General features: G+C 72.9%; 11 protein-coding genes. 6 read left to right on the top strand and 5 right to left on the bottom strand.

All coding sequences use genetic code 11. The features are described 5' to 3' along the window. Positions 1–34 precede the first annotated feature (34 nt). On the bottom strand, positions 35–2,110 hold the full coding sequence (locus ACFRCG_RS13240) for an MMPL family transporter (protein WP_380030976.1): 2,076 nt from the start codon (positions 2,108–2,110) through the stop codon (positions 35–37). Positions 2,111–2,417: 307 nt separating this feature from the next. Between ACFRCG_RS13240 and ACFRCG_RS13235 the strand changes: the two genes are divergently transcribed. Together ACFRCG_RS13235 and ACFRCG_RS13230 are read left to right on the top strand one after the other, a co-directional pair. After that, positions 2,418–4,379 carry a histidine kinase gene (locus tag ACFRCG_RS13235; protein ID WP_380030973.1) on the top strand — a complete coding sequence of 654 codons (1,962 nt, stop codon included), beginning with the start codon at positions 2,418–2,420 and terminating at the stop codon, positions 4,377–4,379. A 264-nt stretch (positions 4,380–4,643) separates the two neighbouring features. Further along, positions 4,644–5,219, top strand: coding sequence for a TerD family protein (locus tag ACFRCG_RS13230; RefSeq protein WP_020548622.1), 576 nt, complete (start codon positions 4,644–4,646; stop codon positions 5,217–5,219). Between the two features lie 399 nt (positions 5,220–5,618). On the opposite strand, the gene ACFRCG_RS13225 is transcribed toward ACFRCG_RS13230, so the two are convergent. Then, positions 5,619–6,350 carry a TetR/AcrR family transcriptional regulator gene (locus tag ACFRCG_RS13225; protein ID WP_380030971.1) on the bottom strand — a complete coding sequence of 244 codons (732 nt, stop codon included), beginning with the start codon at positions 6,348–6,350 and terminating at the stop codon, positions 5,619–5,621. Positions 6,351–6,419: 69 nt separating this feature from the next. Between ACFRCG_RS13225 and ACFRCG_RS13220 the strand changes: the two genes are divergently transcribed. Beyond that, a complete protein-coding gene (locus ACFRCG_RS13220; RefSeq protein ID WP_380030969.1) occupies positions 6,420–6,869 on the top strand; it encodes a PaaI family thioesterase in 450 nt (149 codons plus the stop codon). 18 nt (positions 6,870–6,887) lie between these two features. Here the strand turns inward: ACFRCG_RS13220 and ACFRCG_RS13215 are convergent, their stop codons facing one another. Further along, a complete protein-coding gene (locus ACFRCG_RS13215) occupies positions 6,888–7,814 on the bottom strand; it encodes a LysR family transcriptional regulator (RefSeq protein WP_380030968.1) in 927 nt (308 codons plus the stop codon). Positions 7,815–7,902: 88 nt separating this feature from the next. On the opposite strand from ACFRCG_RS13215, the gene ACFRCG_RS13210 reads away from it, so the two are divergent. From ACFRCG_RS13210 to ACFRCG_RS13200, 3 genes are read left to right on the top strand one after another with little or no spacing between them, the layout of a single operon-like run. Further along, a complete protein-coding gene (locus tag ACFRCG_RS13210; protein WP_380030966.1) occupies positions 7,903–8,616 on the top strand; it encodes a succinate dehydrogenase cytochrome b subunit in 714 nt (237 codons plus the stop codon). Between the two features lie 5 nt (positions 8,617–8,621). Beyond that, positions 8,622–10,607: a fumarate reductase/succinate dehydrogenase flavoprotein subunit gene (locus ACFRCG_RS13205; protein WP_380030964.1), complete on the top strand. Its 1,986-nt coding sequence runs from the start codon at positions 8,622–8,624 to the stop codon at positions 10,605–10,607. Further along, complete coding sequence (locus ACFRCG_RS13200) at positions 10,604–11,350, top strand: succinate dehydrogenase/fumarate reductase iron-sulfur subunit (protein ID WP_380030961.1); 747 nt, start codon at positions 10,604–10,606, stop codon at positions 11,348–11,350. The genes ACFRCG_RS13205 and ACFRCG_RS13200 overlap by 4 nt, the downstream gene beginning before the upstream one ends. Before the next feature lie 116 nt (positions 11,351–11,466). On the opposite strand, the gene ACFRCG_RS13195 is transcribed toward ACFRCG_RS13200, so the two are convergent. Both ACFRCG_RS13195 and ACFRCG_RS13190 read right to left on the bottom strand, forming a co-directional pair. Beyond that, positions 11,467–11,988 carry a hypothetical protein gene (locus tag ACFRCG_RS13195; RefSeq protein ID WP_380030958.1) on the bottom strand — a complete coding sequence of 174 codons (522 nt, stop codon included), beginning with the start codon at positions 11,986–11,988 and terminating at the stop codon, positions 11,467–11,469. Positions 11,989–12,142: 154 nt separating this feature from the next. Continuing rightward, positions 12,143–13,466, bottom strand: a 1,324-nt coding sequence (locus ACFRCG_RS13190) for a CoA transferase (protein ID WP_380030956.1), incomplete at its 5' end; no start/stop codon positions are given.

Raw genomic sequence — 13,466 nt, 5'->3', positions numbered from 1 at the left:
ACGGGCGCCCCACACGCCCGTCCCGCCCGGCCCCTCAGCCCACCGGCGCGCCCACCCGCTCCTTCTCCCCCGCCGGCTTGGTGTCCCCGTGCCCCGGCCACCACGCCGTGTGGCCGATCAGCGCGGTCAGGCTCGGCGTGAAGATCAGCGCCATGATGAAGGCCGCGATCGCGATCCCGCTGGAGAGCGCGAAGCCCATCTGGGCCAGCGTCGAGTTGCCCGCCAGCATCAGCGTGGCGAAGGTGCCCGCCAGGATCACGCCGGCGGCGGCGATGGTGGGCCCGGAGTGCTTGACCGCCACGGCCGCCGCGTCGTGCGGGTTGTGCCCCTCGCGGGCCTCCTCGCGCAGTCGGGACACCATCAGGATGTTGTAGTCGGTGCCCAGCGCGACCACGAACAAGTACATGATCACCGGCAGCATGAACATCAGCCCGGGCTGGTCCCCGATCTTCTGGAACAACACCGAGGTCGCCCCGAGGGTGGCGCCGAATCCGAGCGCCACCGAGGCCATCAGGTACCACGGCGCGACCAGGCTGCGCAGCAGCAGTCCCAGGATGATCATGATGCACACCGCCGCGACCGGGAAGACCACCGAGTAGTCCCGGTCCACCGCGCGGTTGATGTCCACGTAGACCGCGGTGATCCCGCCCACCAGCGCCTCGGTCCCGTCCGGCGCGGCCCGGTGCATGGTCGGCCGCAGCCGGTCCTTCACCGTGGACAGCGCGGCGTCGGTGGCCGGCGAGTCGGACAGCACCACCGAGTAGAACGCGGTCGCCAGGTCCGGGGTGAGCACCGGCTCGGCCACCGAGCCGACCCCCTTGACCGCGCGCAGCTCCGCCTCGAAGGCGGCCCGCTCCTGCGGGGTGAGCGGCCGGCCGGTGGTGGACTCGAGGTAGACCTCGGTCGGGTCGGTGGTCCCCGGCGGGAAGCCCTTCTCCAGGTCCTTCATCGCCTTGACCGACTCCTTGTTCGACGGCAGCGAGGAGCCGGCGAGGTCGAAGTTGGCCTTGTAGCCCAGCGCGCCGATCGCGAGCACCCCCATCACCAGCGCCGAGGCCACCGCGAACGCCACCGGCCGCCGGCCGATGCCGCGCCCGAGTCGGGCGAAGCCGGTGCCGTGCGGGGCCACCCGCCAGGACTTGGACGGCCAGAACACGCGCGTGCCGAGCAGCGAGACCACGGCCGGCACCAGGGTCAGTCCGGCCAGCAGCGTCACGAACACCGCGATCGCCAGCGCCGGCCCCATCGAGCGCAACATCCCCAGGGTGGACAGGGTCAGCGCGGCGAACGCGACGATCACCGCCGCCGCGGCGGAGGCGATCGCCTCGCCCACCCGGGAGACCGCGCGCACCATGCCGTTCTTCGGGTCGACCCCCTCGCGCAGCACCTCGCGATATCGGAACAGCAGGAACAGCACGTAGTCGGTGCCGACGCCGAACAGCACCACGGTGAGCAACTGTTCGATCGAGCTGTCGGCCTTCATGTCGAAGGCCTTGTTGGCCGACGCGATCAGTCCGGTGGCCATCGGCGAGATCAGTCCGATGATCACCACCGGAAGCAGCGCGATGATCGGACTGCGGAAGATGATCAGCAACAGCAGCACGATGATCACGATCGTGCCCACCGCGACCAGGGTGCCGGCGGTCTCGGACGAGTCCCGTTCGTCCAGCGCCTGCGCGGCGGAGCCGGTGATCCCGGCGGTCAGGTCGGTCCCGGCGACCTGCGCCTTGACCTCCTTGCGCATCGCCTCGACCGCGTCCTGCGGGGTCTCGTCGTTGGGGTCCTTGACCTCCGGCATGGCCACCATCGCGGTCTGCACCAGCCCGTTCGGCGAGACCTGGCCGGGCGTGACCCCCAGTACGTCCTTGATCCCGCGCGCCTCCACGGCCGTGGAGACCCGTGCCACCGCGGCGCTGTCCGCCGGGGTCAGCGGCTTGCCGTCGGCCCGCTGGAAGACGATCACCGCGCCCACGTTCTCCTGCTGCGGGAACGCCCGCTCGCGCAGGTCGGACGCGCGGACCGACTCGTAGGACTTGGGGAGGAAGCTCTTCTCGTCGGTGGAGGAGGTCAGCTTCGGCGCCAGGCCGATCACCACACCGGCCGCGATCACCCACGCGAGGATGACCCACCATGGCCTGCGTACGACAAATCCCCCCAGGGCCGCGAACATGGGCGCCTCGCTTCCTGCTCGTGCCGGATCCCGCTCACCTCTCGTCACCATCGAACGGACCGGTCGGCCCCGCCGGCGGGGTGATCCGTGCGGGTGACGCCGCGTAACCGGCGACGGAACCGGGCCCCGGGGTGACGGTCGCATGTCCGGTCGGTACGGTTTGCCCTGCCGTTGCGGGAGCGGCCGGGTGTACGGGCGGCCCGACATCGCGTCCGTGGAGCGCACCGGTTGTCGGCACGGGAGAGTCATGGCGTCGAGGGGTCGTCGCAGCGTGCCGCGGATCGCCGCCGGTCCCCGGGACGACGCCGCGTGGGCGCCGGTGCTCGCGCGCGTCGTGGTCGCGACCGTGACCTGCGGCTTCTTCTTCGGCGGCTTCGTCGGTCTGGTCCAGTCGACCCGGCTGTCCACGACGGCCAAGGGCGCCGCGCTGGCCATGCTGCTCACCCTGGTCGCCCTGCACATGCGCAACTGCGTACGGCCGGCCGACGGCTCCCGGCCGCGCGGTTGGGTCTGGACGCTGGGCGCGCAGGCGGTGCTCACCTACCTGCCGATGACCTGGTTCCACGACACCTGGTACGGCAACCCGGGCTTCCTGGCCGGCGCCGCGCTGCTGCTGCTCCGGCCCGCGTGGGCGGGCTGGGCCGGGTTCGCGGCGGTGGTGGCCGTCCAGGTGCCGGTGGGTCTCGCGGTGCGGCCCACCGTGGTCGAGGCGCTGTACCTGGTCTTCGGCCAGGCCGCGCTGGTCGGGCTCGCGGTGTACGCGCTGGCCGGGCTCACCGATCTGGTGGCCGCGCTGGCCGCGACGCGCACCGCGCTCGCCGACGCCGAGGTGGCCCGCGAGCGGCTGCGCTTCACCCGGCACCTGACCGACGGGGTCGGGGCCAGTCTGACCCGCATCGTCGAGCGCGGCGAGGCGCTGGTCGCCGAGCTGCGCGAGTGTCCGGAGCGGGCCCGGGCGGCGCTGACCGAGGCGCTGGCCGAGGCCCGGGGCGCGATGACCGAGGTGCGCGCCTACGCGCACGCGCACAAGAGCGTCGCGGGCACGCCGCCGCCGGCCATCGTGGTCGAGCCGACGCCGCGGGCGGTGTCGGTGCTGCGCGTGGTGATCCTGGTGCTGATCGTGGTGCCGCTGCCGGTGCGGATGTTGGCCGCGAGCCACTACTCCCCCGCGCGGCAGGCGCTGTTCCTGCTGCTGCTCGCCGGCTTCGTCGCGCTGTACATCCGCAACTGCACGCCGGCCTCGGCCGGTCGGCCCCGGGGGTGGCCGTGGACGTTCGCGGCGCAGGTCGCGCTCGCGTACGTCCCGCTGGTGGTGTTCGACGCGAAGACGTGGTCGCTCGGGTTGTTCCTGGCCGGCATCGCGCTTGTGCTGCTGCGCGGGCCGTGGCGGGTGCTCGCGGTGATCGGGTTCGCCTGCCACGACCTGTACTTCGGGACGTGGAGTCCGACCGCGCTCGACCACGTCTACCACGTGGTGTGGATCCTGGAGCGGGCCGCGCTGGTGTACGGGCTGGTGCGGATGGCCGACGTGGCGCGGGCGCTGAACGCGGCGCGCGCCGAGTTGGCGGCCGTGCGGGTGGCCCGGGAGCGGCTGCGGTTCGGGCACGATCTGCACGACCTGCTCGGATTCAGCCTGTCCGCGCTGGTGTTGGAGAGTCAGCTGGCGCTGCGGCTGGCCGATCGGGACCCGGAGTCGGCGGCGGAGCGGGTCGCCCAGGGGCTGACCATGGCCCGGCAGGCACTGGCGGACGTGGGCACGGTCGCGGGCGGGTATCGCGGGATGTCGCTGGCCGTGGAGGCGCGCTCCGCCCGGGACGTGCTGGCGGCGGCCGGGATGACGGTGGAGCTCTCGATCGAGGTCGGCGCGTTGCCGGTCGGCGTGGACACCGCGCTGGCCACCGTGTTGCGCGAGGGCACCACCAACGTGCTGCGGCACAGCGACGCGAGGCGGTGTGCGATCACCGCGACGGTGGACCCGTGCGGCGAGGTGGTGTTGGTGCTGACCAACGACGGGGTCCGCGCCCCGGTGGGTCCGGCGCCGACCGCGGCGGGCATGGGGCTGGGCTCGCTCGGACGCAGACTGGCGGCCGAGGGGGGCACGTTGTCCGCCGGGGTGGTCGACGGGGGTTTTCGACTGGCCGCCCGAATACCGGGCCGGACGTCCGGAGGCGTACCCGGCGAGGAGCCGACGGAGCCCGTGCGCGGGTGACGCGCGGGCGCGCGAACCCCCACGACAACGGCGGATGTGGCGGAATCGACGGAACCGCACCCACAGTTCGGCAGCCCGTTGTCGTCCACCCGTGGTGGGATGGGGTATCACTGCATGGGCGATCCCACGACGCGCGTCATGCGCGCGTCACGGCGGCGCACATCGGACTTCTACATTCCTGTAGATTCATCCCGGTGGGCGGCCGTCGCGGTGATCACCCGATCCGCCCGTACCCGAATATGCACGAGGGAAGGAAGCACTGCCATGGGAGTCAGTCTCGCCAAGGGCGGCAACGTATCCCTGTCCAAGGCCGCGCCCGGCCTCACCGCCGTCGCGGTGGGTCTCGGATGGGATGCGCGCAGCACGACCGGTGCGGACTTCGACCTCGACGCGAGCGCGCTGCTGCTCGGCAACGACGGTCGGGTGCTGTCCGATCTGCACTTCGTCTTCTACAACAACCTGACCAGCCCCGACGGCTCGGTCCAGCACACCGGTGACAACCTCACCGGTGAGGGCGAAGGCGACGACGAGACCGTCAACGTCGACCTGGCCTCGGTGCCGGCCGACGTGCAGCGGGTCGTCTTCCCGGTCTCCATCCACGACGCGGTGGCCCGGGACCAGTCGTTCGGCCAGGTCCGCAACGCGTACATCCGCGTGGTCAACCGCGCCGACAACAACGAACTGGCGCGCTACGACCTCACCGAGGACGCGTCCACCGAGACCGCGATGGTCTTCGGTGAGCTGTACCGCAACGGCAACGAGTGGAAGTTCCGGGCCGTCGGCCAGGGCTACGCGTCCGGTCTCGCGGGCATCGCGAAGGACTTCGGCGTCAACGTCTGAGCCGGCTCCCCGTCCGGGGATCCGCTCGGGCACGGCCCGCGGACCCGCCACGCGGCAGGGTCGCACCGCGTTTCGGTGCGGCCCTGCCGCGGGCTCGGGGAACGAATCGGCCCGGGGGGAACGATTCGCCCCGGTCCGCGGTTGATCCTGAACCAGAGCAACACCGAACCACGGCGGTGGCGACCCGATCGCCCCGCGAGGAACAAGGAGTGGGCGTCATGGCCGGTCTCGACAAGCTGATCAAGAAGGCGACCGACTACGCCAAGCAGAACCCGGACAAGGTCAAGTCGATCGTCGACAAGGTGAAGAAGCAGGCGGACAAGCGCAAGGGTCGCTGACCCTCGACCGTCGCACGCGCGGCCGTCTCCCCTCCTGCCCCTCGGGAGCGGCCCGCCACCCTCACTCCGTCGCGTCGGGCCCGGCGGCCGGATCCGGCCGCCGCAGCCGGTCGGCGAGCGCGTCGAACGCCGCCGTGAACGCGCCGGTGGTGGGCGCCGGTCCGGGGCCGCGCAGCCGCCCGACCAGTGCCGATCCGAGCCCCGCCATCCGGGTCACCTCGTCGGCCATGGTCTCCACGTCGTCCGGCCACGGATAGTCGGGCCGGGCCAGATACAGCGCCACCAGGCCGTGCAGCGCGGCCAGCATCCGCAGCGCCAGCCGGGTCGGGTCGCCGACCAGGACGCCCGCCTCCAGACACGGCCGGATCGCCTCGCCGACCCAGTCCAGGCACGCGTCGGCCGCGCTCCACTCGGCCTCCTCGCCCGAGCGCGGGCGCATCATCAACAGGCGGTACTGCACCGGGTGTTCGAGCCCGAAGCGGACGAACGCGGCACCGTGTCGGCGCATCGCCTGGTACGGATCCTCGATCCCCGCGCCCGCGTCGCGCATCCGCCGCCCCAGGTCCTCCCACACCGCCAGGCACACCGCGTCGACCAGTTCCCGCTTGTTCGCGAAGTGCAGGTACACCGAGGGCGTGGTCACCCCGGCGCGGGCGGCCACCGCGCGCAGCGTCAGCGCCGACTCGTCGCCGGCCTCGTCGAGCAGGGCGGTGGCGGCGGCCAGGATCTCGTTGCGCAGCAGCGCCCCGTCGCCGGGTCGGGCGCGGGCGCGGGATCGACGGGTGTCGGGCACGCCCCCAGTTGACAGCCGGCAAGTTGACGTTGTCAACTTGACAACGTCAACTCAGGTGAGGGGTTCGGGATGAGCACTATGTCGTCGACCACGGGACCGACCGGTCTGGAACAGCTGCTGGCCCTGCGGGACCACGGCATGCCCACGGGGATCGGCCCGTTCATCGGGATGGCGCCCGAGGAGGTCGAGGACGGCCGGGTCGTCTTCAGCGCGAGCGCGCGACCCGAGTTCGCCAACCCGATCGGCACCATGCACGGCGGCATCGCCGCCACGCTGCTCGACTCGGCGATGGCCTGCGCGGTGCACACCACGCTGCCGCCCGCGACCGGCTACACCTCGCTCGACATCTCCGTGCGCTACCTGCGCCCGGGCCCGCTGGACGGCAGCACGCTGCGCGCCGAGGGCCGCGTCGTCCACCGGGGGCGCACCATCCGCACCGCCGAGGCCGAACTCACCGACGACCGGGGCCGGGTGCTCGCGACGGCGACCACGACGTGCCTGGTCATGGCGCTCGACTGAGACCGCCTGCGGCGGGCGTCACCCGCCCGGGGTCGCCCGCCCGATCCGCTCGACACCCGGCGGCAGTCGCTCGGGGGTCAAGAACGCCACCAGCTCCTCCCGAAACGCCCGCGCCGCGTGGGTGAGCGCGGCGTCGCTGCGACGCGCGAGCGCGATGGTGCGGGACAGGCCCGGCGGGGCCAGCGGCGTCGCGGTCAGGCCGGGTCGCCCGGCCAGCACCATGCTCGGCACGATGGCCGGCCCCAGCCCCACCTCGACGAACCGCAGGACCGCGTCCATCTCGCCGCCCTCGATCGCGAACTCCGGCTCGAACCCCGCCTCGTGACACGCCGTCAGGGTCGCCTCGCGCAGGTCGTAGCCGTCCCGGAACATCACCAGACGCACTCCGCGCAGCGCCGCGATCGGCACCGTCGGGTCGGCCACCGGCGGGCGGCCCGCGAGCACCAGGTCCTCGCGCAGCAGCGGCTCGGTGGTCAGCGCCGCGCCGACCCCCTGCGGCGGCACCACGATCAGCGCCAGGTCCAGATCGCCGCGCAGCAGCGCGCGCACCAGATCGCGCGAGCCGTTCTCGTCGACGAGCAGCCGGATCCCGGCGTAGCGGTCCTGGAAACCGCGCAGCACCTCGGCCAGCAGACTCGCCGACAACGACGGCGTGGCCCCGATCCGGACCCGCCCCGAGCGCAGCCCGACCAGCTCGGCCACCTCCAGGTGGGCCACGTCCACATCCGCCAGGATCCGCCGCGCGATCGGCAGCAGCCGCTCCCCCGCCGGGGTGAGCGCGATGTTGCCGCGCACCCGTGTGAACAGCTCGGCCCCCAACTCGTGCTCCAGGGCCCGGATCTGCTTGGACAACGACGGCTGCGCGACGTGCGTGCGGGCCGCCGCGCGGGTGAAGTGTCGGGTCTCGGCGACCGCGACGAAGTAGACGAGCTGCTGGAACTGCATGGATCAAGCCTTGCATAGCCTGCGGCTATCGAAACAAGGCATTTCCGATCTTGGACGGCATGACCTCGGTCCCCCTACGGTCGACGACATGGCGACCCTGACCCGCGCTCCCGGCTCCGCCGGACGGCGCAGGCAGGGAGCGTCGCACCGCTCCACCGTGACGATGAAGATCGCGATGGCGCTCAGCGGTGCCGTGCTCCTTGCCTATCTGACCGCCCACATGCTGGGCAATCTGAAGATCTTCTTCGGCGAGTCGAGCTTCGACCACTACGCGCACTGGCTGCGCACCATCGGCGAGCCGCTGGTGCCGCACGAGGGCACCCTGTGGATCATCCGCGTCGGGTTGACCGTGAGCGTGGTCGTGCACATGACGATGGCGATCCTGCTCACTCGCCGGGCCCGGCGGGCCCGGCCGGTGAAGTACGTACACCGCCCGCCCGTGCAGGGCTCCTACGCCGCCCGCACGATGCGCTGGGGCGGAGTGATCATCGCCCTGTTCGTGGTCTACCACCTGCTCGACCTGACCGTCGGGGTGGCCAACCCGACCGGCGCCGCCGGCAAGCCGTACACCAACGTCACGGCCGACTTCGAACACTGGTACATCACCGCGATCTACACGGTCGCCGTGGTGGCGGTGGGATTCCACCTGCGCCACGGCGTGTGGAGCATGACCCGCACCCTCGGCCGGCAACGGCCGGGCACCGAGCGGCTGATGGGTCGCGTCGCGACCGGCTACGCCGTGTTGATGACGGCCGGATTCCTGTCCGTGCCGTTCGCCGTGACCGTCGGAATCGTGGGGTGAACGAGATGACCGAGCACATCGAAGACAGCGAGCACACCGAGCACACCGGACCCGGCGAGTACGCGCGGTACACCGTCGGCGCCGAGATCGCCGACCACGCGGCGCCCGAGGGCCCGTTGGCCGAGCGCTGGGAGCGGCGCCGGTCGGGCGCGCGGCTGATCAACCCGGCCAACCGGCGCCGACTTCCGGTGATCGTGGTCGGTACCGGTCTGGCCGGCGCCTCCGCCGCCGCGACGCTCGCCGAACTCGGCCACCCGGTCGTCTCGTTCTGCTACCAGGACTCGCCGCGCCGGGCGCACAGCATCGCCGCGCAGGGCGGGATCAACGCCGCGAAGAACTACCGGGGCGACGGGGACAGCGTGGCCCGGCTGTTCAAGGACACGATCAAGGGCGGCGACTTCCGCGCCCGCGAGTCCAACGTGCACCGACTGGCCGAGTCGAGTACGCAGATCATCGACCAGTGCGTGGCCCAGGGTGTGCCGTTCGCGCGCGACTACGGCGGTCTGCTCGACACCCGCTCGTTCGGCGGGGCCCAGGTCTCCCGGACGTTCTACGCGCGTGGGCAGACCGGTCAGCAGTTGTTGCTCGGCGCGTACCAGGCGATGTCGCGCCAGGTCGCGGCCGGCAACGTCACGGTGCACGCGCGCACCGAGATGCTGGACCTGGTGGTGGTGGACGGGCGGGCGCGCGGCGTGGTGGTGCGCGACCTGGTCACCGGCGAGGTGTCCACCCACCTGGCCGAGGCCGTGGTGCTGGCCACCGGCGGCTACGGCAACGCGTACTTCCTGTCCACGAACGCGATGGGGTGCAACGCGAGCGCGATCTGGCGGGCGCATCGGCGCGGCGCGCTGTTCGCCAACCCGTGCTTCACCCAGATCCACCCGACCTGCATCCCGGTCTCCGGCGCGCACCAGTCCAAGCTCACCCTGATGAGCGAGTCGCTGCGCAACGACGGTCGGGTGTGGGTGCCGGTGGCCGGCGGCGACACCCGCGCGCCGGGCGCGATCCCGGCGGCGGAGCGGGACTACTTCCTGGAGCGCATGTATCCGGCGTTCGGCAATCTCGTCCCGCGCGACATCGCCTCGCGCGCGGCCAAGCGGGTCTGCGACGAAGGGCGCGGGGTGGGTCCGGGCGGACTCGGCGTCTACCTCGACTTCGCCGACGCCATCGAGCGCCTGGGCGCGGCGACGGTCGAGGAGAGGTACGGCAACCTCTTCGCGATGTACGAGCGGATCACCGGCGAGGACCCGTACACCGTGCCGATGCGGATCTTCCCGGCCGTGCACTACACGATGGGCGGCCTGTGGGTCGACTACGACCTCCAGTCCACGATCCCGGGGCTGTTCGTGGTCGGCGAGGCCAACTTCTCCGACCACGGCGCGAACCGGCTGGGCGCCTCGGCGCTGATGCAGGGGCTGGCCGACGGCTACTTCGTGCTGCCGACCACGCTCACCCACTACCTGGCGGCGGGGCCGTTCGGGGCGGTGGACGCGGACGATCCGGAGGTGGTGGCGACCGAACAGGGCGTCCAGGACCGGGTCAAGCGGCTGCTCGCGATCGACGGCGACCTGTCCGCCGACCACTTCCACCGCGAGTTGGGCCTGCTGATGTGGGAGAAGTGCGGGATGGAGCGCGACGCGGCCGGGCTGCGCGAGGCGCTGGCGCGGATCCCCGAGTTGCGGGCCGAGTTCTGGGCGCGGTTGCGGGTGCCGGGCAGCGGGGCGGGGCTGAACCAGTCGCTGGAGAAGGCCGGCCGGGTGGCCGACTTCCTGGAGTTGGCCGAACTGATGTGCCTGGACGCCCTGCACCGCGAGGAGTCCTGCGGCGGCCACTTCCGCGCCGAGCACCAGAGCCCGGGCGGGGAGGCGGCGCGGGACGACGACTCCTTCGCCTACGTCGCCGCCTGGGAGTACACGGACGGCCCGCCGGTCCTGCACCGCGAACGACTCACCTTCGACAACGTCACCCTGGCCACGAGGAACTACGCATGAAGCTCACCCTGCGCATCTGGCGCCAGAAGGGCCCCGAGGACCGGGGCGGCATGGTCGCCTACGACGTGCCCGACGCGTCGGCCGACATGTCGTTCCTGGAACTGCTCGATGTGCTCAACGAACGGCTCACCGAGTCGGGCGAGGAGCCGGTGGCGTTCGACCACGACTGCCGCGAGGGCATCTGCGGGGCGTGCAGCCTGGTCATCGACGGGGTGCCGCACGGGCCGCAGAAGGCCACCACGACCTGCCAGTTGCACCTGCGCCACTTCCGGGACGGGCAGAGCATCGACGTCGAACCGTGGCGCGCCGCGGCCTTCCCGGTGGTCAAGGACCTGGTGGTGGACCGGGGTGGCCTGGACCGGATCATCGAGGCGGGCGGCTACGTCACCGCGCCCACCGGCTCGGCGCCGGAGGCCCACGCCACGCCGATCCCCAAGGCGGACGCGGACGCCGCGTTCGAGGCCGCGACCTGCATCGGCTGCGGGGCGTGCGTGGCGGCGTGCCCGAACGGCTCGGCGATGTTGTTCACCGCCGCCAAGGCCACCCATCTGGGCCTGCTCCCCCAGGGAAAGGTCGAACAGGACACCCGGGTCGACGCGATGATCCACGCCCACGACGAGGCGGACTTCGGCGGCTGCACGAACACGGGCGAATGCACCGCGGTCTGCCCGAAGGGCATCCCCCTGGGCGTCATCGGCCGCTTCAACGCCGACGTGCTCGGCGCCACATGGCGGGGCCGCTGAGGCGGCGTCGGGCTCGGGCCGGGACACCCGAGCCGACCTCGGGCGGGCGGTGCGCGGCCGGGCGGGCCCGCCCACCGGAGGCGGTGGGCGGGCCGGACGTGTCCGGTGTCGGGGAGTTACCGCGACGGGGTCGGCGGGAGGGCGTCAGCGACGGCGGCGATCAGGGCGCGGAGGAGGGGGGTTTCGTCGATCCAGGCGACCGCGTCGCCGCGGCGGCGGGGGTCGGCGTCGGCGCGGATCGCCGCCGCGTTGCGTTGGAGCCAGGCGGCGGCGTTGGCGCAGTGGTACGGGTGCATGTCGGCGATCTCCAGCACGTCGCCGCTCGCGGTGGTCCAGGTCAGTTCCTGGTCCAGGAGCGCGGCCCACGCGCCCTTGCGGTGCCGACCGCGGGCGATCAGAGCCTGGCGGCCGGCGCGGGTGATGCCCATGTTGCGGCCGCGCAGCGGTACTTCGGTGCCGAGGCGGACCAGTCGGCCGCGCTGGAGGGTGGCCAGGGTGCGCAGCGAGATGCCGGGGGCACCGGGCCGGCCGCCGTCGGGGTGGGTGCGCACGGTCTTGGTGTCGATCCGGGTCAGGGCCCGGCGCACGGTCGCGGGTTTCACGGGGGTCAGCCGGGTCATGGTGTTGATCGTGGACATGGAGGATCCTCCTCTGCGTCGAGCCGCGGCGGGTCGGCCGCGGTGGCGCTCAACCCATGCGTCAAGCATCCCATCCGGCACCGACACCGGGCTCGCCGCGACCTGCGCGTATGTGTGACCAAGTCCGGCTTGCGGGGCGGGAGTTGCCGCCGGGTCAGGTGGGTCGCCAAACCGGTTCGGCATCGCCCCACGGGGTCGGCGGGTGCGGCCACGCGGCGGGCAGGCCCGGGAGTTCGAACGGCGGCCGCGCGTGGGCGAGTCGGCCGATCGCGGTGTCGGTCTCGCCGAGGTGCGGCGCCGGGTCGAAGGGTTCGGCGACGTCGGGTTCGCCGGGCGTGTACCCGGACATCAGCCAGTGCGCGGTCCGGGCGAGGGCGAGGTCGATCCGGCTGCCCCGCCCGTTCGCCCGGCGTTGGCTCAGCGCGCGCAGCACGGCCGCGGCGAGCAGGTAGCCGGTGGCCCGGTCGAGCACCTGGGTGGGCAGCGCGCCCGGGTTCGGGTCCGCGCCGGCCTCGATCCGGGCGATCCCGCACGCGCCCTGGACCAGGCTGTCGAAGCCGCGCCGGTTCACCCACGGGCCGGGCCCCCAGGCGTTGAACGCGGCGGTGATCAGGCCGGGGTGTCGGGCGGCCAGGGTGTCGTGGTCCAGGCCGAGCGCGGCCATCGCGTCGGTGCGGTATCCGGTGATCACCACGTGTGCGCCGGCGAGCAGTTCGTCGAAGCGGGCCCGGTCGCCGTGCTCGCGCAGGTCGAGCAGCGTGGAGCGTTTGCCGAACGCGTTGTCCCAGTATTCGCCGGGGTTCTCCGGCAGGTGCGGGGAGTCCACGCGCAGGACGTCGGCGCCGAGGTGGGCGAGGGTGCGGGTGCCGGTGGGGCCGGCGAGGACCCGGGTGAGGTCGAGGACGCGGACCCCGGCGGCGGGTGCGGCCGCGGGCCCGGCGCACCACGGGTCGCCGACGTCGGTGGGGGTGAGGTCGAGCAGCGGCAGGGCGGCCGCGGTGGCGCCCTGCGGGTGGGCGGCCCACTCCGCGGGTTCGCGGACCGCGAAGCCCAACGCGCCGTGTGCCGCGAGAAGTTCCTCGATCTCGGCGCCGGTGCGCGCGGCCAGGGCGTCGATCGCCGCGGCCGGGGTGTCCACGCCGAGCGCGGCGAACGCGGCGGCGCGGTGGTGCGGGTAGTTCCCGTGCAGGCGCACCCAGCCGTCGGCGCAGCGGTGGAAGCGGGAGAGCGGGTGCATCGACACCAGCGGTTGCCCGGCCAGGCGCAGATGGCGGTCGCTGCTCACCGCGACGGCCGCGGCCCGGCTGTCCAGGACCACCTGCGCGGGCTCGGATCCGCCTCGGGCGAGGCCGAGTTCGCGGGCGGCCAGGGCGGCGGCGGCGATCGACGCCTGGGCGAGCGCGGTCACCGGCAGGGCGGAGGACAGCGTGTGGGCGGGGCCGGTGAAGGTGATGTGCGCGCGCTCGGCGGGGTCGCCG

This window comes from Embleya sp. NPDC056575, assembly GCF_042793325.1.
GTDB lineage: Bacteria > Actinomycetota > Actinomycetes > Streptomycetales > Streptomycetaceae > Embleya.
The sequence above is the reverse complement of the archived record's forward strand: the minus strand, read 5'-3'. Positions and strand labels throughout refer to the sequence as shown.